The organism is Salmonella sp. SA15303, from assembly GCF_029962125.1.
GTDB classification, from domain to species: Bacteria; Pseudomonadota; Gammaproteobacteria; order Enterobacterales; family Enterobacteriaceae; genus Salmonella; species Salmonella enterica.
This window is the reverse complement of the sequence record NZ_CP123924.1, coordinates 3,397,519-3,419,851: the sequence shown is the minus strand read 5'-3', so window position 1 is coordinate 3,419,851 and position 22,333 is coordinate 3,397,519. Positions and strand designations below refer to the sequence as shown.

22 protein-coding genes are annotated in these 22,333 nt (G+C 53.0%); 10 read left to right on the top strand and 12 right to left on the bottom strand.

Going from position 1 to position 22,333, the window contains the following annotated elements:
• Nucleotides 1-25: 25 nt before the first annotated feature.
• The 4 genes from QEN31_RS16875 (at nucleotide 26) to glxK (ending at nucleotide 5,448) form a co-directional block, all read left to right on the top strand.
• On the top strand, nucleotides 26-1,480 hold the full coding sequence (locus QEN31_RS16875; RefSeq protein ID WP_000401063.1) for an allantoin transporter: 1,455 nt from the start codon (nucleotides 26-28) through the stop codon (nucleotides 1,478-1,480).
• Nucleotides 1,481-1,558: 78 nt separating this feature from the next.
• On the top strand, nucleotides 1,559-2,920 hold the full coding sequence (gene allB / locus QEN31_RS16870) for an allantoinase AllB (protein WP_000006865.1): 1,362 nt from the start codon (nucleotides 1,559-1,561) through the stop codon (nucleotides 2,918-2,920).
• Between the two features lie 58 nt (nucleotides 2,921-2,978).
• Complete coding sequence (locus tag QEN31_RS16865) at nucleotides 2,979-4,277, top strand: uracil/xanthine transporter (RefSeq protein WP_000484506.1); 1,299 nt, start codon at nucleotides 2,979-2,981, stop codon at nucleotides 4,275-4,277.
• Between the two features lie 22 nt (nucleotides 4,278-4,299).
• Nucleotides 4,300-5,448: a glycerate 3-kinase gene (glxK, locus tag QEN31_RS16860; RefSeq protein WP_058145208.1), complete on the top strand. Its 1,149-nt coding sequence runs from the start codon at nucleotides 4,300-4,302 to the stop codon at nucleotides 5,446-5,448.
• A gap of 79 nt (nucleotides 5,449-5,527) precedes the next feature.
• Here the strand turns inward: glxK and allE are convergent, their stop codons facing one another.
• The 3 genes from allE to allD are packed head-to-tail and all read right to left on the bottom strand — an operon-like array spanning nucleotide 5,528 to nucleotide 8,630.
• Nucleotides 5,528-6,313 (bottom strand): (S)-ureidoglycine aminohydrolase, encoded by a 786-nt coding sequence (allE, locus tag QEN31_RS16855; RefSeq protein WP_000540985.1) that lies wholly within the window; start codon nucleotides 6,311-6,313, stop codon nucleotides 5,528-5,530.
• A 10-nt stretch (nucleotides 6,314-6,323) separates the two neighbouring features.
• Complete coding sequence (allC, locus tag QEN31_RS16850; protein ID WP_000589759.1) at nucleotides 6,324-7,559, bottom strand: allantoate deiminase; 1,236 nt, start codon at nucleotides 7,557-7,559, stop codon at nucleotides 6,324-6,326.
• Nucleotides 7,560-7,580: 21 nt separating this feature from the next.
• Nucleotides 7,581-8,630: an ureidoglycolate dehydrogenase AllD gene (allD, locus tag QEN31_RS16845; RefSeq protein ID WP_064047291.1), complete on the bottom strand. Its 1,050-nt coding sequence runs from the start codon at nucleotides 8,628-8,630 to the stop codon at nucleotides 7,581-7,583.
• Nucleotides 8,631-8,945: 315 nt separating this feature from the next.
• Here allD and QEN31_RS16840 point away from each other — a divergent pair, with 315 nt between their 5' ends.
• Genes QEN31_RS16840 through QEN31_RS16825 form a run of 4 tightly spaced genes read left to right on the top strand, consistent with a single transcriptional unit; the run spans nucleotide 8,946 to nucleotide 13,597 of the window.
• Entirely contained in the window at nucleotides 8,946-10,610 is a 1,665-nt protein-coding gene (locus QEN31_RS16840) for an acyl-CoA synthetase FdrA (protein WP_023224347.1), read from the top strand.
• 9 nt (nucleotides 10,611-10,619) lie between these two features.
• Entirely contained in the window at nucleotides 10,620-11,879 is a 1,260-nt protein-coding gene (locus QEN31_RS16835; protein WP_000495330.1) for a DUF1116 domain-containing protein, read from the top strand.
• Between the two features lie 11 nt (nucleotides 11,880-11,890).
• Nucleotides 11,891-12,700 (top strand): DUF2877 domain-containing protein, encoded by an 810-nt coding sequence (locus QEN31_RS16830; RefSeq protein ID WP_000821194.1) that lies wholly within the window; start codon nucleotides 11,891-11,893, stop codon nucleotides 12,698-12,700.
• A 3-nt stretch (nucleotides 12,701-12,703) separates the two neighbouring features.
• Nucleotides 12,704-13,597 (top strand): carbamate kinase, encoded by an 894-nt coding sequence (locus tag QEN31_RS16825; protein ID WP_000855345.1) that lies wholly within the window; start codon nucleotides 12,704-12,706, stop codon nucleotides 13,595-13,597.
• A 40-nt stretch (nucleotides 13,598-13,637) separates the two neighbouring features.
• Here QEN31_RS16825 and purK read toward each other — a convergent pair whose 3' ends face one another.
• From purK to ppiB, 4 genes are all read right to left on the bottom strand, one after another.
• Nucleotides 13,638-14,705: a 5-(carboxyamino)imidazole ribonucleotide synthase gene (gene purK / locus QEN31_RS16820; protein WP_000815601.1), complete on the bottom strand. Its 1,068-nt coding sequence runs from the start codon at nucleotides 14,703-14,705 to the stop codon at nucleotides 13,638-13,640.
• Nucleotides 14,702-15,211: a 5-(carboxyamino)imidazole ribonucleotide mutase gene (gene purE, locus QEN31_RS16815; RefSeq protein WP_000098736.1), complete on the bottom strand. Its 510-nt coding sequence runs from the start codon at nucleotides 15,209-15,211 to the stop codon at nucleotides 14,702-14,704. Before purE ends, purK begins: the two co-directional genes overlap by 4 nt.
• 117 nt (nucleotides 15,212-15,328) lie before the next feature.
• Nucleotides 15,329-16,051, bottom strand: coding sequence for a UDP-2,3-diacylglucosamine diphosphatase (gene lpxH / locus QEN31_RS16810; RefSeq protein WP_000212284.1), 723 nt, complete (start codon nucleotides 16,049-16,051; stop codon nucleotides 15,329-15,331).
• A gap of 2 nt (nucleotides 16,052-16,053) precedes the next feature.
• Nucleotides 16,054-16,548 (bottom strand): peptidylprolyl isomerase B, encoded by a 495-nt coding sequence (gene ppiB / locus QEN31_RS16805; protein WP_000255991.1) that lies wholly within the window; start codon nucleotides 16,546-16,548, stop codon nucleotides 16,054-16,056.
• Nucleotides 16,549-16,720: 172 nt separating this feature from the next.
• On the opposite strand from ppiB, the gene cysS reads away from it, so the two are divergent.
• The gene (cysS, locus tag QEN31_RS16800) at nucleotides 16,721-18,106 is read left to right on the top strand and encodes a cysteine--tRNA ligase (protein WP_021000029.1); all 1,386 of its coding nucleotides are present in this window, start codon (nucleotides 16,721-16,723) and stop codon (nucleotides 18,104-18,106) included.
• Between the two features lie 43 nt (nucleotides 18,107-18,149).
• On the opposite strand, the gene QEN31_RS16795 is transcribed toward cysS, so the two are convergent.
• The 5 genes from QEN31_RS16795 to folD form a co-directional block, all read right to left on the bottom strand.
• Nucleotides 18,150-18,974, bottom strand: a complete 825-nt coding sequence (locus tag QEN31_RS16795) for a DUF2145 domain-containing protein (protein WP_021000030.1) — start codon at nucleotides 18,972-18,974, stop codon at nucleotides 18,150-18,152.
• Nucleotides 18,971-19,408: an STM0539 family protein gene (locus tag QEN31_RS16790; protein WP_001038580.1), complete on the bottom strand. Its 438-nt coding sequence runs from the start codon at nucleotides 19,406-19,408 to the stop codon at nucleotides 18,971-18,973. Before QEN31_RS16790 ends, QEN31_RS16795 begins: the two co-directional genes overlap by 4 nt.
• Nucleotides 19,401-19,946 carry a metal-dependent hydrolase gene (locus tag QEN31_RS16785; RefSeq protein WP_001143507.1) on the bottom strand — a complete coding sequence of 182 codons (546 nt, stop codon included), beginning with the start codon at nucleotides 19,944-19,946 and terminating at the stop codon, nucleotides 19,401-19,403. Before QEN31_RS16785 ends, QEN31_RS16790 begins: the two co-directional genes overlap by 8 nt.
• 127 nt (nucleotides 19,947-20,073) lie before the next feature.
• Nucleotides 20,074-20,286, bottom strand: coding sequence for a ribosome-associated protein YbcJ (gene ybcJ / locus QEN31_RS16780; protein WP_000190278.1), 213 nt, complete (start codon nucleotides 20,284-20,286; stop codon nucleotides 20,074-20,076).
• A 1-nt stretch (nucleotide 20,287) separates the two neighbouring features.
• A complete protein-coding gene (gene folD / locus QEN31_RS16775; RefSeq protein ID WP_000729165.1) occupies nucleotides 20,288-21,154 on the bottom strand; it encodes a bifunctional methylenetetrahydrofolate dehydrogenase/methenyltetrahydrofolate cyclohydrolase FolD in 867 nt (288 codons plus the stop codon).
• A gap of 546 nt (nucleotides 21,155-21,700) precedes the next feature.
• On the opposite strand from folD, the gene fimA reads away from it, so the two are divergent.
• A complete protein-coding gene (gene fimA / locus QEN31_RS16770) occupies nucleotides 21,701-22,258 on the top strand; it encodes a type 1 fimbrial protein subunit FimA (protein ID WP_000681030.1) in 558 nt (185 codons plus the stop codon).
• Nucleotides 22,259-22,333: the final 75 nt, after the last annotated feature.

Sequence of the window (22,333 nt, the reverse complement as noted above, 5' to 3'; positions counted from 1 at the left end):
ATCCGATGCGTGAAAAGAGGGATTTATGGAACATCAAAGAGAGCTATACCAGCAGCGCGGTTATAGCGAAGACTTATTACCTAAAACAGAAACCCAACGAAACTGGAAGGCATTTAACTATTTCACCTTATGGATGGGATCTGTACATAACGTGCCAAATTACGTTATGGTCGGCGGTTTTTTTATACTGGGGCTATCAACATTTAATATCATGTTGGCCATTATTATCAGCGCATTATTTATTGCGGCGGCGATGGTAATGAATGGCGCGGCAGGCAGCAAATATGGCGTTCCTTTTGCTATGATATTGCGAGGTTCTTACGGCGTCCGCGGCGCGCTATTCCCTGGATTATTGCGAGGGGGAATCGCGGCAATTATGTGGTTCGGCTTACAGTGTTACGCGGGATCGCTGGCATTTCTTATTTTGATTGGGAAGATCTGGCCAGGATTTCTGACATTAGGCGGAGATTTCAAGCTGCTGGGTCTTTCACTGCCAGGACTAATTACTTTTCTAATTTTTTGGATTATTAACGTTGGCATCGGTTTTGGCGGTGGTAAAGTATTAAATAAATTTACCGCTATTCTCAATCCATGTATTTACATTGTCTTTGGCGGCATGGCTATTTGGGCAATATCGCTGGTCGGCATTGGCCCGATTCTGGACTATCTGCCTTCAGGCGTGCAAAAAGCAGAGCACAGCGGCTTTCTGTTCCTGGTGGTGATTAACGCCGTAGTCGCCGTCTGGGCTGCGCCAGCAGTGAGTGCGTCCGATTTCACGCAAAACGCGCATTCATTTCGCGCTCAGGCATTGGGACAAACACTGGGGCTTATCGTAGCGTATATATTATTCGCCGTAGCCAGCGTGTGCATTATTGCCGGAGCCAGTATTCATTATGGTATGGATACCTGGAACGTGCTGGATATTGTGCAGCGCTGGGACAGCCTGTTTGCTTCATTCTTTGCGGTGCTGGTGATTCTGATGACGACAATTTCAACCAACGCCACCGGTAATATTATACCTGCGGGGTATCAAATTGCGGCGCTTGCCCCGACAAAGCTTAACTATAAAAATGGCGTAATGATTGCCAGTATTATCAGTCTACTGATTTGCCCATGGAAATTAATGGAGAATCAGGACAGTATTTATCTGTTCCTCGATATTATCGGCGGTATGCTTGGCCCGGTAATCGGTGTAATGTTAGCTCATTATTTTGTGGTAATGCGTGGAAAAATTAATCTTGATGAGCTGTACACCGCCAGCGGTGATTACAAATATTATGATAATGGATTTAACCTGACTGCATTTTCAGTCACCCTGGTCGCAGTCATTCTGTCATTAGGCGGCAAGTTTATACCATTTATGGAGCCTTTATCCCGCGTGTCCTGGTTTGTAGGCGTAATAGTTGCGTTCGTTGCTTATGCGCTATTGAAGAAACGCACGGGTTTTGAAAATACAGGAGAGAAAAAACTCGCAGGTTAAATATTGAAAAAGCATTAAGCGTATTTAATGAAGTGTGCGCTATTTAAAAACTATCTGTATCCATACAAGGAGTTTGTTATGTCTTTTGATTTAATTATTAAGAACGGTACTGTCATCTTAGAAAACGAAGCGAGAGTTATCGATATCGCCGTCCAGGGCGGAAAAATCGCCGCGATTGGCGAAAACCTGGGGGAAGCGAAAAATGTGCTGGATGCGACGGGATTGATCGTTTCGCCGGGCATGGTTGACGCGCATACCCACATTTCTGAACCGGGCCGTACCCACTGGGAAGGCTATGAAACCGGTACCCGCGCGGCGGCGAAAGGCGGTATTACCACGATGATTGAGATGCCGCTCAATCAGCTGCCGGCGACGGTAGATCGTGAGACGATTGAACTCAAGTTTGACGCGGCAAAAGGTAAATTGACTATCGACGCCGCGCAGTTGGGCGGTTTGGTCTCTTATAACCTGGATCGGCTGCATGAGCTGGACGAAGTGGGCGTTGTCGGCTTCAAGTGCTTTGTCGCCACCTGCGGCGATCGTGGCATCGATAATGATTTTCGCGACGTTAATGACTGGCAGTTTTACAAAGGCGCGCAAAAATTGGGGGAAATGGACCAGACGGTACTGGTACATTGCGAAAATGCTCTGATTTGCGATGAGCTGGGCGAGGAAGCTAAACGCGAAGGTCGCGTAACGGCGCATGATTATGTCGCCTCACGTCCGGTATTTACTGAAGTGGAAGCCATTCGTCGCGTGCTGTATCTGGCGAAAGCGGCAGGTTGCCGTCTGCACGTTTGCCATATCAGCAGCCCGGAGGGGGTAGAGGAAGTAACGCGCGCGCGTCAGGAAGGCCAGGATGTCACCTGTGAATCGTGCCCGCACTATTTTGTCCTCGATACCGATCAGTTCGAAGAGATTGGCACCCTGGCAAAATGTTCTCCGCCAATTCGCGACCAGGAAAACCAGAAAGGGATGTGGGAAAAACTGTTTAACGGCGAAATCGACTGCCTGGTATCCGACCACTCTCCATGTCCTCCGGAAATGAAAGCAGGCAATATCATGCAAGCATGGGGTGGAATTGCCGGACTGCAAAACTGCATGGACGTCATGTTTGATGAAGCGGTGCAAAAACGCGGTATGTCGTTGCCGATGTTTGGCAAATTAATGGCGACCAACGCCGCCGATATTTTTGGTCTGAAACATAAAGGACGTATTGCCCCCGGCAAAGATGCTGACCTGGTCTTTATTCAGCCTGACAGCAGCTATGTTCTGAAAAATGAAGATCTGGAATATCGCCATAAAGTCAGTCCGTATGTTGGCCGTACTATTGGCGCGCGTATTACCAAAACGATTTTGCGCGGCGATGTTATTTATGACATCGAGCATGGCTTCCCTGTGCCGCCAAAAGGTCAGTTTATCCTTAAACATCAGCAGTAATCCGGTGTGATTTAATGCCCGTCGTCACGACGGGCATTCTCTATTTTAAGGTGTGGATATGTTCCCTGTTATTAACCGCGAAAGTGTATTGTCCGGCTTTCAGTGGTTTTTCTTTATTTTCTGTAACACGGTTGTGGTTCCCCCTACCTTGCTGTCCGCTTTTCATCTTCCCGCTGATAACCTGTTAATGCTCACACAATACGCTTTTTTGACCACCGCGTTGGCCTGCCTGGTTCAGGCATTTTGCGGCCATCGCCGCGCCATTATGGAAGGGCCGACAGGGCTGTGGTGGGGCGCTATTCTTACGATTACGCTTGGCGAGGCGTCTCGCGGCACGCCGTTGAACGATATCGCCTCCAGCCTGTCGGTCGGGATCGCGATCTCCGCGATGGTGACGATATTTATCGGCATTAGCGGCTTAGGACACCGTCTGGCTCGCCTGTTTACGCCGGCGGTGATGGTTTTTTTCATGCTGCTTTTGGGCGCGCAGCTGACCTCAATATTTTTTAAAGGCATGCTGGGGCTGCCTTTTGGCATTGCCGATACCAGCGCCAGAATCAAATTGGCCCCCTTTGGGTTGGCGGTCGCGGTGATGTGTTTTATCCTCGCGATGATTATTTTCCTACAACAGCGTATCTCCCGTTACGCGTTACTGGTAGGGACCGTGGTCGGGTGGGGGCTATGGCGGTTATGCTTTCCTTCATCACACTTACCGCCGGGTGAATTAAGCTGGCGATGGTTTCCGCTGGGCAGCCACGGCACGCTGATGCCGGGTATTATTGTGACGGCGGTGATGACGGGGTTAGTCAACATCAGCAACACTTACGGCGCCATCCGCGGTACCGATATCTTTTATCCGCATCAAGGGTCGGGCAGTTCTCGTTATCGCCGAAGCTTTATGATTTCCGGACTGATGACGTTAGTGACGGTGCCTTTCGCGGTCGTGCCTTTTTCGCCTTTTGTGTCTTCCATTGGTTTATTAACGCAAACCGGCGACAGTTCTCGCAAATCTTTTATCTGCGGTAGCGCGCTGTGTCTGCTGGTTGCCATTATAACGCCGTTAACCCGCTTATTTTGCGCTATTCCACTGGCGATCAGCAGCGCCGTTATGCTGGTCTCTTATTTACCTTTACTTTATTCCGGTTTGGTTTTTAGCCAGCAAATTACGTTTACCGCGCGGAATATTTATCGCCTGGCATTACCGCTTTTTGTCGGCATTTTTTTGATGGGGCTTCCTCCGGTCTATTTACAGGATCTTCCACTGATGATTCGTCCTTTGCTTAGCAACGGATTACTGGTGGGAATCTTACTGGCAGTGCTTATGGAAAATCTTATTCCGTGGGAACGCATTAAATAACGTGAGAAAACAAGGAGACATGATGAAGATTGTAATTGCGCCAGATTCATTTAAAGAGAGCTTAAGTGCTGATAAATGCTGTCAGGCTATTAAAGCGGGATTTTCAACCGTATTTCCTGATGCGCGCTATGTCTGTTTACCGGTCGCCGATGGTGGAGAAGGAACCGTGGACGCGATGGTGGCAGCGACCGGCGGGAAACGGGTTTCTGTGGACGTTAGCGGGCCGATGGGGGAAAAAGTAAACGGATTTTATGGCCTGACCGGCGACGGCAAAACGGCGATTATTGAAATGGCGGCGGCGAGCGGATTGATGCTGGTGGCGCCAGAGGCGCGTAATCCGCTGCTGGCATCCAGTTTCGGCACCGGCGAGTTGATTCGTCACGCCCTGGACGCGGGGATTCGCCATATTATTCTGGGTATCGGCGGCAGCGCCACGGTGGATGGCGGAATGGGAGTAGCGCAGGCGCTCGGTGTGCGTTTTCTGGACGCGCAGGGAACGCCGCTTGGCGCCAGAGGGGGCAATTTATCGCGCCTGGCGAGCATTGACCTGCAGGGGCGCGATCCGCGAATTTCAGAGTGTCGTATTGAGGTCGCCTGTGATGTTGATAACCCGTTGGTGGGGCCACGCGGCGCGGCGGCGGTATTCGGTCCGCAGAAAGGGGCGACGCCTGAAATGGTTGAGACGCTGGAAAATGGATTACGTAATTATGCCCGTGTTTTACATGCCCTGACCGGACGCGACATGTCTCAAATACCGGGCGGTGGAGCGGCCGGAGGAATGGGGATTGCTGCTATCGTCTTCCTGGAAGCGGAAATGAAGCCCGGTATTGAGATTGTTATGCAGGCGGTGAAGCTGGAGGAGGCGGTAAAAGAGGCCTCGCTGGTGATTACCGGAGAAGGGCGAATCGACTCGCAAACGGCGGGAGGAAAAGCGCCGATAGGCGTTGCGTCAGTGGCGAAACGGCATCACGTCCCGGTTATCGGCATTGCCGGCGTACTGGGCGACGGCGTGGAAGTGGTCCATCGCCACGGTATTGATGCCGTATTCAGTATTTTGCCGCGGCTGGCGCCTTTGCCGGAGGTTCTGGCGAACGGTGAACAAAATCTCTACCACAGCGCCTGTAATATTGCCCGCGTCATCAAACTTGGCCAGGATATCGGGACTCGTTAAGCATAAAAAAAGCCACGGTTCTCACCGTGGCAAAATCCAACATAGCTAAATTAAAAATAATCAGGAGGGCTGTCCGCCGTTAAATCATAACGTCGCGGTTACAGTCTTTGGAGTAGATGTAGCTGAATGCTTCGCCACGACCTACACCGTATCCGGCCTGCAGGGAATAAGCGCCCATGAAGATGTAGTCGCCTTTTTTCACCGGCACCCAGTTGTTGTCGAGGTTATAAACCCCCTGGCCGGAAAGGATATAAGCGCCATGTTCCTGGACGTGGGTTTCAATATAGCCGTGGCTGGCGCCCGGTTCGAACGACAGAATATGCATATTCATATCGAAGCCCAGCTCTTTAGGCAGGAAATCCAGCAGAATAACATCTTCCATGCCTTCATAATGAATACGCTCCAGCTGGCTGGCATTGCCGGAAACCAACCACGGGGCATGCCCCTCGACAGGAGTATAGCGGCGTTTATATAAAAATAGCTGGCTGTCTTCCGTTTGAGCGTTGCTAAAGGTCATCATCTCGCCCGGTGGACAATAGAGGTATCCGCCCTGAGTTAAAGAGAATGTTTTTCCTTCTGCTTTAGCTTCAATATTTCCCGTAATGACATAGAGAAAAGTTTCAATCCCCTCGCCGCCAAAGCCCTGCTGGTTGCCGCCATTCTGATGTAAGGTGACCAGATAATCGACGAAAGAAGCACCCAGCTTCGGCGTCGAAAGGATGGTGACGTCACAGTTTTCAAAGCCGGGAATAATATTTTTCACCAGACCGTCCGGCGTTAAGAGCGCATAGTTACCGTGTTTCACAATGGCGCGGTTCGCCAGTAAATCATCGCGGTAACCCGTGACGTTATTCAGATATCCCATTGATGGCTCCTTATTTTTGCCAGGCAAGTTGATGCAGCATTAATGCCAGAGTTTTGACCCCTTCAGCAAGATCATTAATGTTGGTACGTTCCGCCGGGTTATGGCTGATACCATTAATGCTGGGGACGAAAATCATACAGGTAGGGACGCGCGGCGCGAAAATTTGCGCGTCATGACCTGCGCCGCTATGCATTATGCGATAGTTCAGTTGTTCGGTTTCACACAGCCTGGTGAGGGCCGCGACCAGTTCGGCGTTCATCGGCACCGGCGCTTCGTCCATCCACAAATCGATATCGATGCTGATATCCATTTCATCGCAGATGGCGCGCATATCGTTTTCCAACTGTTCGGTAAATTCGCGAAGTACCGCGGCGTCCGTATGCCGGCAATCGATTGTAAATGTGGTTTTTCCAGGGACAACATTGACCGTATTCGGCTGCGGCTCAACTTTGCCGAACGTTAATACCAGGGGATCGCCATGCTGTTTGGCTTTTTCAATGGACTGACTGCAAATACGACTGAAGGCATGCACCGTATCGCGACGATAGCCCATTGGCGTTGTGCCTGCATGGTTGGACTCGCCGTTGAGCGTCACCGTGTAGCGACGTTGCCCGACGATGGCGTTGACGACGCCAATCGACTGTCCGTTGCTCTCCAGAACACAGCCTTGCTCAATATGCAATTCAACAAAGGCGCGGATATCGGTTCGCGCGGCGAGCGGCGCGGCGGGAAGGGTAAATCCGCACGCCTGCATAGCGTCGACAAAGCCTGTGCCTTTGGCGTCCTGGATATGGCGTACCTCTTCAGGATTCGCCAGGCCAAAAATGTTCTTGCTGCCCCAAAAAACGTAAGGGAAACGGCTGCCTTCTTCCTCAGCCATTGATACTACCTCGACGGTGCGCAGCGGCGCGCCGTAGGTCGCTTTTAGCCAGTCGATCGCCAGCCAGGCGGCAAGCGCGCCGAATTGCCCGTCCAGATTGCCGCCGTTGACGACCGTATCAATATGCGAACCGCTTAAAATCACCTGCTCCGGAAATTGTGTGCCGCAAAGGCGGCCATATAAATTTCCGACGTCATCAAAGCGTGTCTCCAGACCGCTTTCTGCCATTCGCTTTTTAAACTGCTGCTGTGTTTCCAGCCACTCAGGCGAATAAAGTAAACGCGTCATTCCACCCGTAGGATCGGCTCCAATGGAAGAGAGCCAGGGCAATGTTTCTTCTATCGCGTGGCGAAAATGCTTTATCATAGAAAATTCCTGTTTCAATAATTATTGGGCAAAGGGATTTTTTGTTTCGTATGACTTGAGATAGAGGGTATCGGAAATCAGATATTGATAAATATCATCAACAATATCGATACCATTCATATCGGCATTTTTCTGTTTAATATCCTGATCCTGTCCAGGATAATAAACCTGTTTAAAACCGGGGGCGGGCTTCACGGAATTGAGTTCCTGCATGGTCTGACTAATATGTTTGCGGAATAATTCACAGGAAGAGAAGAACGCCGGATTAATGACCAGATGAAGTTGTCCTAAATTGCGTCCGGCGTGTAAATCTTCATACATCGAACTGACCTGGCGGCCAAACGGCAGCCCCAGCAGAATACCGGACAGAATATCGATCATCATCATCAGGCCGTAACCTTTCGGGCCTGCGGCGGGTAATAACGCATTGACGGCAAAAGGATCATGTGTCGGCGCGCCATTTTTATCAACGGCCCAACTCTCCGGAATGGACTCATTGCGGGACCGTGCATCGAGGACTTTTCCCCAGGCCTGCACGGTGGTGGCCATATCAAAGGTAATGATGTCATCGCCTTCGCCCGGCGCGGCAAAGGCCAGCGGATTAGTGCCATAGTAAATATCCGCCCCGCCAAACGGCACGACCATAGGATCGGACTGACAGATAGACAGACCAATCAGGCCTTCGCGAGCAGCCTGGCGGACGAAATAAGAGATGGCGCCGCTATGGCCCATTCTGCTAATGCCGACAACCGCGACGCCATTTTTTTTGGCTATTTCAATAGCATGCTCCATTCCCATTTTGGCTGCGACCTGTCCGGCAGCATTATCGGCATGCAGTATCGCCGTACAGGGACCGGTATTCTCAATGCGGAACGTCGGCTCCCGGTTGGTGCCGCCTTTTGAAATTCGTTCGGCATAATATTCAACGCGTACGGCGCCATGTGAGTGAATACCTCTGGCATCTGCATAAACCAGTACGTCGGCGACGATGGCGGCGTGCTCACGTTTTAGTCCGGCTTTATAAAGCTTATTTTCGATAAGCTGATGGAGTGTTTCCCGACTGATTTTCATCTGTCTTCCTTTTTAACGACGGTGTGAAGCATGACTGCGATTAACATACCGGGAAAATAAAATGATTATGTGATCCAGACAGGCAAAAAAATATAATTAGAATTTATTTGATAATCAGGCGGGTTTTATCTTTTTGCTTAAATAAAAAGCTTTTTTAGAAAATCATAACTAATCCTTTAGCCGTTGTTTGAATTCTTTTGTTAATAAATTTGATGTGACGTTAATCACTCTATTTACCCTCCCGGATATATACCGTGAAGCGCACATTAACACTGCTCGTGCAATTGCAATGGGTGCAATTATTAAGGAGTTGTTATGATCCACGCCTTTATTAAAAAAGGGTGTTTTCAGGACTCTGTCAGCTTAATGATTATTTCTCGAAAGCTGAGTGAGTCCGAAAATGTTGATGATGTATCGGTAATGATGGGAACGCCTGCGAATAAGTCGCTGCTGGAAACTACCGGTTTCTGGCATGACGATTTTCATGGCGCTACGCCCAATGACATTTGCGTGGCGATTCGTACCGAAGCGGTAGATGACGGCATTACGCAGGTGATTGTGCAACAGCTCGAAGAAGCATTGCAGCAGTTGGCGCAGGGAAGCAGCGGCAGCCAGTCGTTAATCCAGGTCAGACGCTGGGAAAGCGCCTGTCAGAAACTGCCAGAGGCGAATCTGGCGCTGGTATCGGTGGCCGGCGAATATGCGGCGGAACTGGCAGAGCAGGCGCTGGATCGTTCGTTGAACGTGATGATCTTCTCCGATAATGTCACGCTGGACGATGAAATCAGACTAAAACGCCGGGCGCGTGATAAAGGACTGCTGGTCATGGGGCCGGATTGCGGCACCGCTATGATCGCCAATACGCCGCTGGCTTTCGCTAACGTCATGCCAGAGGGCAACATCGGGGTGATTGGCGCTTCCGGCACCGGTATTCAGGAGCTCTGTTCACAGATTGCGCTGGCGGGGGAAGGGATTACCCATGCCATCGGGCTTGGCGGACGCGATTTGAGCGCCGAGGTCGGCGGGATCAGCGCGCTAACGGCACTGGACATACTCAGCGCGGATGAAAAGAGCCAGGTGCTGGCCTTTGTCTCCAAACCGCCTGCCGATGCGGTTCGTCAGCATATTATCGCGGCGATGAAAGCCACCGGCAAACCCGTTGTAGCGCTGTTCTTAGGGTTTTCCTCCCCCGTTGCGCGTGAGGAAAACGTCTGGTTTGCCTCGACGCTGGATGAAGCCGCCCGGCTGGCATGTTTATTGTCTCGCGTGACGTCGCAGCGTAAAGAAATGGTTTCAACAGGCGGCGTGATTCGTGGTCTCTATACCGGCGGAACGCTGGCGGCGGAAGCGGCGGGACTGCTGGCCGGCTATCTGGGCGTCGCGACGGATACGGAACATCACCATGGCATGATGCTTGACGCTGACGGCCACCAGATTATCGATCTGGGCGATGACTTTTATACCGTTGGGCGACCACATCCAATGATCGACCCAGCGTTACGTAATCAGCTTATCGCCGGGCTTGGCGCGCAGCCGCAGGTACGCGTGTTATTAGTAGACGTCGTTATTGGTTTTGGCGCGACCGCCGATCCCGCCGCATCGCTGATTCAGGCCTGGCAGAAGGCATGTGCCGCACGCGCCGGCGACCAGCCGCTGTTCGCCATCGCAACCGTCACCGGAACGGAACGCGATCCTCAGTGCCGCTCGCAACAAATCGCCGCGCTCGAAGATGCCGGCATCACGGTAGTGGATTCTCTTCCCGAAGCCACTCTGTTGGCCGCGGAACTGATTCGACCCACTCTCTCTTCCACTCATCCATCAGCTCCCCGGTTACTGGAAGCGGTAGCGGTGATTAATGCCGGGTTACGTAGCTTCGCGCTGGATTTACAGGCTGCCGGTATGCCCGTGGTGCACTACCAGTGGGCGCCTGTCGCTGGCGGTAATAAAAAACTGGCTCGTCTGTTAGAACGTTTGCAATAAGGGGTTCCCATGTTTACATCAGTGGCGCAAGCCAACGCTGCAGTCATCGAACAAATTCGTCGCGCACGTCCGCACTGGCTGGATGTGAAGCCAGCTTCTTCATTAATTAGCGTGCTCAATCAAGGGAAAACGCTTCTTCATGCCGGCCCGCCGATGCGCTGGCAAGAGATGACCGGCCCGATGAAAGGCGCCTGTATCGGCGCATGCCTGTTTGAAGGATGGGCCAAAGATGAAATGAGCGCGCTCGCGCTGTTAGAGCAGGGAAAGGTCAACTTTATTCCCTGCCATCACGTTAACGCCGTGGGGCCGATGGGCGGTATTACCTCAGCCAGTATGCCGATGCTGGTCGTGGAAAATATCACCGACGGCAATCGCGCGTACTGCAATCTCAACGAAGGGATCGGCAAAGTGATGCGTTTCGGCGCCTATGGCGAGGATGTTCAGCAACGTTTGCGCTGGATGCGTGATGTGCTGATGCCGGTATTAAGCGCGGCGTTGGGACGTCTGGAGCGGGGCCTCGACCTGACCGCAATGATGGCGCAGGGCATTACGATGGGAGATGAATTCCACCAGCGCAATATCGCCTCTTCCGCATTGCTGATGCGCACGTTGGCGCCGCATATAGCCCGTCTGGAACACGATAAGCAGCAGATAGCGGAAGTGATGGATTTTCTGAGCGTCACCGATCAATTCTTCCTTAATCTGGCGATGGCCTACTGTAAAGCCGCCATGGACGCGGGCGCGCAGATTCGCGCCGGCAGTATTGTGACGGCGATGACCCGTAATGGCGATATGTTTGGTATTCGGGTTAGCGGTCTGGGCGACCGTTGGTTCACCGCGCCTGTTAATACGCCGCAGGGGCTATTTTTTACCGGTTTTTCGCAGGATCAGGCCAACCCGGACATGGGCGACAGCGCCATTACTGAAACGTTTGGTATTGGCGGCGCTGCGATGATTGCCGCGCCTGGCGTAACGCGTTTTGTCGGTGCCGGGGGAATGGAAGCGGCGAAATCTGTTTCTGAAGAGATGGCTGAAATTTATCTCGAACGCAACATGCAGCTACAAATCCCCGGCTGGGATTTTCAGGGGGCCTGTCTGGGACTGGATATCCGCCGCGTGGTCGAGACCGGAATTACGCCGCTGATTAACACGGGTATCGCGCATAAAGAGGCGGGGATTGGCCAGATTGGCGCGGGAACCGTCCGTGCGCCGCTGGCCTGTTTCGAGCAGGCGCTGGAAGCGCTGGCGGAAAGCATGGGCGTAAGTTAAGAGAGCGTCTCATGAAACGTATCCATCCTCTTATGGCAAGCCGACAATCGGCGGATTATCGGCAACCCTGGCAGATGTCAGGGGTATGGCGTCGCTCTATTAATTTTGTGGCGAAAAGCGGTGAATTATTAACGCTTCACCGTCGGGGGAGCGGCTTCAGTCCGGGAGGGTGGATACTGCGCGGCGGCGATTTTGACGCCTTGCGCGATGTGCTCACCGATGGCGAAAAACCGCAGTCAACCGCTGCCGGTATTCAGATTGGCGAGTTTCTTTTATGCGAGCCGGAGAGGCGCTGTTCGCTGCGGGTTCCACGCTATCTTGCGTCGCCGCGTCTTAACGCGACGTACATGCAGCGTAGTGAGGAGACTGGACTGTTTGGGCCGTTAACCGTCGCCGCAGCTCAGCCTCTATGTCCGGAACTTCGCCAGTTTTGTCACTGCTTTCAGTCGGCGCTTGCAGGTGCTGAGACTGACTGGCGGCTATGGCTGGGTAAAGGGCCGGGCTTAACGCCCAGTCATGACGACACGCTGACGGGAATGTTGCTGGCGGCCTGGTATTTTGGCGCCATAGATGAACGCGCCGGGCGTAATTTTTTTGCCCAATCCGGCAGCCTTGATCGGGCGACGACGCTCGTGAGCGTTAGCTATTTACGCTATGCGGCTATGGGTTATTTCGCGTCGCCTTTACTCCACTTTATTCATGCGCTGCGACGAGATGTTCGCACAGAAACGGCGATTGACGGACTGCTGGCGCTGGGGCACACCTCTGGCGCGGATACGCTGCTGGGGTTCTGGCTTGGACAACAAATAGTAAAAGGATAGGGAATGAAAACGTTGGTAGTTGCTCTTGGCGGCAACGCATTATTGCAGCGCGGAGAAGCGCTAACGGCAGAGAATCAATATCGCAATATTGCCGACGCGGTGCCCGCGCTGGCGCGACTTGCCCGCTCGTATCGGCTGGCGATAGTACATGGCAACGGCCCTCAGGTCGGCCTGTTGGCTTTACAGAACCTTGCCTGGAAAGCCGTTGAGCCTTATCCGCTGGATGTGCTGGTAGCGGAAAGTCAGGGAATGATCGGCTATATGCTGGCGCAGCGTCTGGCGCTTGAACCCGATATGCCGCCGGTGACTACAGTATTAACGCGAATAAAGGTATCGGCGGACGATCCTGCTTTTCTTGAACCGGAAAAGTTTATCGGTCCCGTTTATTCGCCAGAAGAGCAAATGGCGCTGGAAGCGACTTATGGTTGGCGTATGAAACGTGATGGAAAATATCTGCGCCGTGTCGTCGCTTCCCCAGCGCCGCGTCAGATTATCGAAAGCGCCGCTATTGAGTTATTGCTAAAAGAGGGCCATGTGGTGATTTGCAGCGGCGGTGGCGGGGTACCTGTTGCCGGCGAGGGCGAAGGGGTCGAGGCGGTGATAGATAAAGACCTGGCGGCGGCATTGCTGGCGGAGCAGATAGCGGCCGATGGTCTGATTATTTTGACGGATGCGGATGCGGTGTATGAACATTGGGGAACGCCGCAGCAGCGCGCTATTCGTCAGGCTTCGCCCGATGAGCTGGCGCCGTTTGCCAAAGCCGATGGCGCGATGGGGCCGAAGGTGACCGCGGTAAGCGGGTATGTGAAGCGGTGCGGAAAGCCGGCATGGATTGGCGCATTGTCGCGTATTGACGATACCCTGGCGGGCAGAGCGGGAACCTGCATCTGTCTGTGATCGCGACGGGCGGCGACAGAGAATGCGCCGCCCACGCCGTTTATTTAAGCTTACTTTGCGCCCAGATAATGCCGCTGGCGTATTCGCCCGGCAGGAGCGGAGAGAGCGCTTCCAGGGTGGCGCTAAGACGTGACGTATCGCTGTCGGTCAGATTCAGATGGCCGACTTTTCGCCCCGGACGTACCGCTTTATCATACCAGTGCAGATGTACCAGCGGCAGCTTCAGCCAGTCGTAATTCAGCTCGCTGCCGATCAGATTGATCATCACCGACGGGGCGTTAATCACCGGCGCGGGCAACGGCAGGCCGGTAATCGCGCGCAAATGCAATTCAAACTGACTGATGCTGGCGCCATTTTGCGTCCAGTGTCCGCTGTTATGCACGCGCGGCGCCAGTTCATTGATTAACAGGCCTTCCGGCGTGATAAAACATTCCATCGCCATTACGCCGACGTAGTTCAACGCCTGCATAATTGCTGACAGCATCGATTCCGCCTGCTCCTGCTGTTCGGCGTTCGCCTGTGGGAACGCGACGCTGGTCCGCAAGATGCCGTCCTGATGCAAATTGTGCGTTAGCGGGTAAAACACGGTACTACCGTCATGAGCGCGCGCGCCGACTAACGACACTTCGCCGGAAAAATGGATACCGCGCTCAACAATACATTCGCCATAGCAGTCATCCGGCAGTTGCCCGGTTTCGTCCGCGCGTAGACGCCACTGCCCGCGACCATCGTAGCCGCCAACGCGACGCTTAATAATCGCCAGTTCGCCCAGACGGTCAAAGATGCCGGACCACTCGTCAGCGCTGGTCAGCAGTTGCCACGGCGCGGTCGCGAGTCCCAGTTTATCGAAAAGCTGTTTTTGTGTCAGACGGTCGGCGATGATCGGAAATACATCGCGATTGACGAATGCCGGGTGGCGCGCCAGCTCGCGGGTAAGCGCGGTTTCCGGCCAGCGCTCAATCTCTGCGGTAATGACGCTCTGCTGTACCGGCACGGCGGTAGGCTCTGCATCCAGACCAACCGGCCAGACGGCGATACCCAGCGGTTCGCCCGCCTGGCGCAGCATTCGGCCCAGTTGCCCGTTGCCGAGAACGCAAACTTGCTTCATAGCGTCCCCCGCGGATCGGGATTTTCCAGAACTTCATCGGTTTGCGCTTTGCGCCAGTCGGCAATGCGCTGATGCAGTTCCGCGTCGTGTTGCGCCAGAATCTGCGCGGCGAGCAGGGCGGCGTTAGCGGCACCGGCTTTACCGATCGCCAGCGTACCCACCGGAATGCCGCGCGGCATCTGCACGATGGAGTAGAGGCTATCCACGCCGCTTAGCGCAGCGCTTTGTACCGGCACGCCGAGTACCGGGACCAGCGTTTTTGCCGCAATCATTCCCGGCAGGTGCGCCGCGCCGCCCGCGCCGGCAATAATCACTTGATATCCGTTCTCTTCCGCCGTTTCGGCGAAGCTGAACAGTTTATCGGGGGTGCGATGAGCGGAAACCACTTCTACATGGTGCGGGACATCCAGAATTTCAAAAATTTCGGCGGCGAATTGCATGGTAGCCCAGTCGCTTTTGGACCCCATCACGATGGCGACACGCGCCGGATTATTGCGGGAAGACATGCGTCTTAAAACTCCTGTGGTGCGGGACACGCTGCTTTTGAGGTGTCAAAGAATAGCATGATAATCAGGCAAGGAAAACGGTTGCGTGTGCGCCGTAACGGACGATTCGACGAACATTTACAGGGGGAAGGCGATTAACTCAACGTTGTCCGGCGTGACTTTTACCATTGAACCTTCATGATGCCATGCGCCTAACACCACGCGGAACGCGGGCTGGTCGTTGGCGGAAAGTTCATGCACCGCCGGGCGGTGGGTATGACCGTGAATCAGCCACTGTACGCGGTGTTTTTCCATTTCGGCGACGACGGTCTGCGCATTGACGTCCATAATATCCAGCGATTTGCTGCTATTGGCGGCTTTACTGCCGGCGCGCATTCTGGCGGCGATACGGCGGCGGATAAACAGCGGCAGGGTAAGGAACAGTCGTTGCACCCACGGATTATGGACTTTGGCGCGAAACGCCTGATATCCGGCATCATCGGTACAAAGCGTATCACCGTGCATAATCAACACGTTGCGGCCATACAGGTCGAGCACCTTTTCCTGCGGCAGTAGAATCATGCCGCTTTCGCGGGCAAAGCGTTTGCCAATCAGGAAGTCGCGATTACCATGAATAAAGAAGCAGGGGACGCCGGAATCAACCAGCGATTTAATGGCAACGGCCATTTCACGATGTAGCGGGTTGGGGTCGTCGTCGCCAATCCAGGCTTCGAAGAGATCGCCAAGAATATACAGCGCGTCGGCCTGACGGGCTTCTACGGCTAAAAAACGCAGAAAACCGGCGACGATCGCCGGTTCTTCCGTTTGCAGATGCAAGTCTGCAATAAACAGTGTCGCCACGATTACTCGCTGACGGTCACGTTTTCAATGATGACGTCTTCTTTTGGTACGTCCTGGTGCATACCGCTACGGCCAGTGGCGACGCCTTTGATTTTATCTACCACGTCCATACCTTCTACGACTTCCGCAAAGACGCAGTAGCCCCAGCCCTGCAGACTTTCGCCGGAGAAGTTCAGGAAGTCGTTGTCTGCCACGTTGATGAAGAATTGCGCGGTAGCCGAGTGTGGCGCCTGAGTACGCGCCATTGCCAGCGTACCACGGGTATTTTTCAGACCATTGTTGGCTTCGTTTTTGATCGCCTCTTTGGTGGCTTTCTGTTTCATGCCCGGCTCAAAGCCGCCGCCCTGAATCATAAAACCGTTAATCACACGGTGGAAAATGGTGTTGTTGTAAAAACCTTCGCGGCAGTAGTCCAGGAAGTTTTTAACTGTTTCAGGCGCTTTATCATCAAAGGTTTTGATTACGATATCGCCGTGATTAGTGTGGAAAGTAACCATTTTTGCATCCTGTTCCAAGAGAGTGGTGCTTTAGCCCGCAATGGGGCACATATAGGGGCTTGTTATAGCATAACCGTAAGCTGCGATCACCTTGCAAAGTGTGCTGCTTCGATTACGAATAATATGTATCATACGGAGATTATTACCCACACACGTCTATACGGAATCTTCGATGTTAAAAATTTTTAATACACTGACGCGCCAAAAAGAGGAATTCAAACCCATTCATGCCGGGGAAGTCGGCATGTACGTGTGTGGTATCACCGTTTACGATCTCTGCCACATTGGTCACGGACGCACGTTTGTCGCTTTTGACGTTGTCGCGCGCTATTTGCGTTTTCTCGGTTATAAGCTGAAGTATGTGCGTAACATTACCGATATCGACGATAAAATTATTAAACGCGCCAATGAAAACGGCGAAAGTTTTGTCGCGCTGGTCGACAGAATGATTGCGGAAATGCATCAGGACTTCGACGCGCTGAATATTCTGCGTCCGGACAGCGAGCCGCGTGCGACGCACCATATTCAGGAAATTATCGAGCTCACCCGCACCTTAATCGAGAAAGGGCACGCCTATGTGGCGGATAACGGCGATGTGATGTTCGATGTACCGACCGATCCGACTTATGGGCAGCTTTCCCGTCAGGATCTTGAGCAGCTTCAGGCGGGCGCGCGCGTAGATGTCGTTGACGTGAAGCGTAACCCGATGGACTTCGTGCTGTGGAAAATGTCGAAAGAGGGCGAGCCGAGCTGGCCGTCGCCGTGGGGCGAAGGGCGTCCGGGCTGGCACATTGAATGTTCGGCGATGAACTGCAAGCAGTTGGGCAACCATTTTGATATTCACGGCGGCGGTTCCGATCTGATGTTCCCGCACCATGAAAACGAGATTGCCCAGTCTACCTGCGCGCATGACGGCGAATACGTCAACTACTGGATGCACTCCGGTATGGTGATGGTGGATCGCGAGAAGATGTCCAAATCGCTGGGCAACTTCTTTACCGTGCGCGACGTGCTGAAATACTACGATGCGGAAACCGTGCGCTACTTCCTGATGTCCGGGCATTACCGTAGCCAACTGAACTACAGCGAAGAGAACCTCAAGCAGGCGCGCGCCTCGCTGGAGCGGTTATACACCGCATTGCGTGGAACGGATAAATCAGCGGCCCCGGCGGGCGGCGAGGCGTTTGAAGCGCGTTTCGTGGAGGCGATGAATGACGATTTCAATACGCCGGAAGCCTACTCCGTCCTGTTTGATATGGCGCGTGAAGTCAACCGTCTGAAGGGCGAAAATATGACCGCCGCGAATGCGATGGCGTCTCATCTGCGGAAGATTTCCGGCGTGCTGGGACTGCTGGAGCAGGAGCCGGATGTTTTCCTGCAAAGCGGCGCGCAGGCGGATGACGGTGAAGTTGCGGAAATTGAAGCCTTGATTCAACAGCGTCTGGATGCCCGTAAAGCGAAAGACTGGGCGGCGGCGGACGCGGCGCGCGATCGTCTCACTGAAATGGGTATTATTCTGGAAGATGGCCCGCAGGGCACCACCTGGCGGCGTAAGTAAGCGCTTTTACAGGCCGCTCTATTTGCATAGAACGGCCTGTTTTTTATTTTTTCGCACCGGGCGAAAGATAAACACACACCGACTCCCCCAGATTCTGATGTTCACACCCGGGTATTGCCCGGCTGTAATGGGCAATAAAGCGGATGACGCTGTCGCCGCTGTTTAGCCCCACATCTCCTTTTCGCAGCAATTCTGCTGGCTGATCGTCGGTGAAAACGTTAGGGGTGAACAGTTTTGCGCCTAATCGTTCAAAAGTGCCAGCACTAACGATAGAGGGTTGATAACCCTGAAGCTGCAACCAGCGGCGGGCATCATTACGTGACCAAACCTGCGCATCGTTTGCTCGCGCAAACACTTCGAGAAGCCAGCCATTCGAATTCTGATAAGGGCCGGAAAAAGGCCACGCAATTAGGTTATAGCGGGGACTGTGGAAGAGATTGAGTTTGATAGCGCTATGTAAGAGCGTTTGTAATGCCGTCGCGATATCTGAACGCGGGCGCAAAACGGCAATGCTCTGATTCACCAGGTCATCAGCCAGAAACTCATACAGACCTTGTATATAGAGCGCTGATTCAGCGGTTCCGCAAGTATTCAGATTATGGTAAACCCGCCAGTCTCCGTTTGGCTGGCGCATGGCATAGCCAGCATGTGACCAGGTTAAATGTCGGCTCGACATATCTTGCCCCTGGCGAACCAGAATGACGACCGGATCGGGTTGACTGTTAAGCTGTTGTTTGAGCTGTAGCGCCTGATCCATTGTCGCTGCGATGTTCTCCGGCGTGTTTGCTTTTTGGTGACAGTTAGCACTGTCTGCATAAGCGTTGAGCGAGATTGCGCTGAGCCACAGGGCAAACGCGAATCGCTTCATTTGGCCGGTACCGTCTGGTTGCTGGAAAGTCCTGCGTCGTCCTGATTTACCATATGGGCAAGGACTTTGCCCTCTTTTTTCAAATAAGCGCCGGTGCCTTCCTGCGTTTTTTCCAGAGTGACTTTATCACCTGCTTTGAGGTTGCCTTCTTTGACGACATGTAGCGGAACTTGCATTTTAATGTCTTTGTTATCGGGGGACTTAGTGGTTAACAGCGCGGTTTTTTGCTTTTTATTTTCGACAACAGATCCAATACTCAGGTTGAGCGGCAGCAGTACGGGGGAGAGTATAATTCCGCTAACCAGTGCGGAACTGCCCACGCTGACAACCGCAGACGATGCCGCATACCATCCAGTGGCAGACATTTCTTCGCTATAGCTGGCGTGGGAAAATGAGAAACAGACGACCGCGGCGGCGAATGTCATTTTATTCATATTGATTCCTTTTAATATGCGTTTTAAGTACCCATAGAAATAACACTAAAATACTTCCCGGCAACCACACCCACAGCAATTCTGAGAGAATGACCTGATGTCCATACGGCGTGATGTAGCTTGAAAGCGCGAACGGCGCGACTTTAATCACCTGCCAGGGCGCAAAAAAACGTTCATCTGACCACGGCCACAGCCATCCGACGCCTTTACCACCCGTGGTTATCGAATCCAGCAGGCTGTGCGACAACAATGAAACGGTTAAAAACAGCCAGCAGCGCACCTGCCCAGCTCGAAACCATCGTCGTCCCGCGAGTACGCACAACAGGGGGAGGACGAATGCGAAAAGTAAAGAGTGGGTAAATCCGCGATGGCCAAATACGTTGCCGTAGGCGACGCCAAATTTAAAGGCCAGCACGTCGGCATCGGGGAGCATCGCCAGCACAACACCGGCAAACAGCAGGCGAGGAGGGATAACTTTCAGGCCTAAGCCTGCGCCAAAACACAGGGGAACGGCGGCGTGGGTGATAACGGTAGGCATAGCGATCGTTCACAGGGAAATAGCCATGCTAGCAGTTGGAACGCAGAGGATTAAGTGGATGATTATCTGAAAAGACAGCGTAATCAGGCCGGATAAGACGCTTTGCGTCGCTATCCGGCACTCTGTATCAGGCCACGACGTTCACACTTTGGCCTTCAAAGCTAACGGTTTGCCCGGCGACAATTTTGCAGCGTTTACGCGTTTCAACCGCGCCATCAACCTTCACCAACCCGTCGGCAATGGCGATTTTCGCCTGCGCGCCGCTTTCGCTCCAGCCTTCCAGCTTGAGCAGATCGCACAGCTCGACGTGCGGGTGCTTGCCTAAAGAGAATGTCGCCATATTATTTTCCTTGTGGATCGTGATATTCAATGCACGCCTGCAGCGTGTTTTCGATAAGCGTGGCGACCGTCATCGGGCCGACGCCGCCCGGTACTGGCGTGATGTATGACGCGCGCGCCGCGGCTTCGTCAAACACGACGTCGCCAACGACCTTGCCATTTTCCAGACGGTTAATACCGACATCAATCACAATTGCGCCTTCTTTAATCCATTCGCCGGGAATAAAGCCCGGTTTACCTACGGCGACAATGAGCAAATCAGCATGCTCGACATGGTGACGCAGATCTTTGGTAAAGCGGTGCGTAACGGTAGTCGTACAGCCAGCCAGCAACAGCTCCATGCTCATTGGGCGTCCAACGATATTGGACGCGCCAATGACCACCGCATTCAGGCCGTAGGTATCAATATTGTAACGCTCAAGCAGCGTCACAATACCGCGGGGCGTACAGGGACGCAGGCGTGGCGCACGCTGACACAGACGACCGACATTATAAGGATGGAAACCGTCTACGTCTTTATCTGGCGCGATACGCTCCAGCACTTTAACGTTGTCGATACCTGCCGGTAAAGGCAACTGCACCAGAATACCGTCAATCGTGTTATCTGCATTCAGAGTATCGATAAGCGCCAGCAGTTCGGCTTCGCTGGTGGTTTCTGGCAGGTCATAGGAGCGGGAGACGAACCCCACTTCGTCGCACGCTTTACGTTTGCTTGCGACATAAATCTGTGAGGCCGGATTGCTGCCGACCAACACCACAGCCAGGCCGGGAGCGCGAAGACCTGCTGCGACGCGTGCCTGAACTTTTTGAGCAACCTCAGATCGCACCTGCTGCGCAATCGTTTTACCGTCAATAATCTTTGCTGCCATCAGAGAGAAGATTCCATCTGTTACTTCAAGTCAAAGGGGATGACGCTATTTTGTCAGAAGCGGGCCTCGCTGTCAGTTAACGTTTGTGTTTCCGATGCAAACGCGACGTCTCCCCCGTCTGTTGACGATACTGAGACGTGGCCCGTAAGCGCGCCATGATTAACCAAAAAGAAACAATTCATCACCCTGGCTATGGTTACCGTAATCCCTCGTCGTTAATAGCATCGGGCGGCATAATGCGACATTTTATACAAAATAAGATTAGACCCTTCTTATATCCCAATAAGAATTAGCTTAGGTCATTAAAAGAGTTTGCGGCTATTTTTTATTTAGCGAAATGTTTAATTTATTACCGTGACGAAATGTCATATTCGCAAAGATTAATTACTGCGTCTGATACTCAGGGGAGAAACAGAAAACTAATTAATCTGCGATATCTATCTTTACAGGATGCAGAGATAACTTTTCTGACATGCTATGTCGATAATAATTCAAACGGAGCCGACAGGATGCCGAAACCGGGTGTGTGTAATTCAAGGGAAATCCATGAAACATAAATTAATGACCTCTACTATTGCGAGTCTGATGTTTGTCGCTGGCGCAGCGGTTGCGGCTGATCCTACTCCGGTGAGCGTGAGTGGCGGTACTATTCATTTCGAAGGTAAACTGGTTAATGCAGCCTGTGCCGTCAGCACTAAATCCGCCGATCAAACGGTGACGCTGGGTCAATACCGTACCGCCAGCTTTACGGCGATTGGTAATACGACTGCGCAGGTGCCTTTCTCCATCGTCCTGAATGACTGCGATCCGAAAGTGGCGGCCAACGCTGCCGTGGCTTTCTCTGGTCAGGCAGATAACACCAACCCTAATTTGCTGGCTGTCTCCTCTGCGGACAATAGCACTACCGCAACCGGCGTCGGGATTGAGATTCTTGATAATACCTCTTCACCGTTGAAGCCGGACGGCGCGACCTTCTCGGCGAAGCAGTCGCTGGTTGAAGGCACCAATACGCTGCGTTTTACCGCACGCTATAAGGCAACCGCCGCCGCCACGACGCCAGGCCAGGCTAATGCCGACGCCACCTTTATCATGAAATACGAATAATCCCGTCAGGGAACGCCAGGGAAGGGAGGCGCCTCAACGGAAGAGGCTATCGGGGATAAATAGAGAACATAGCAG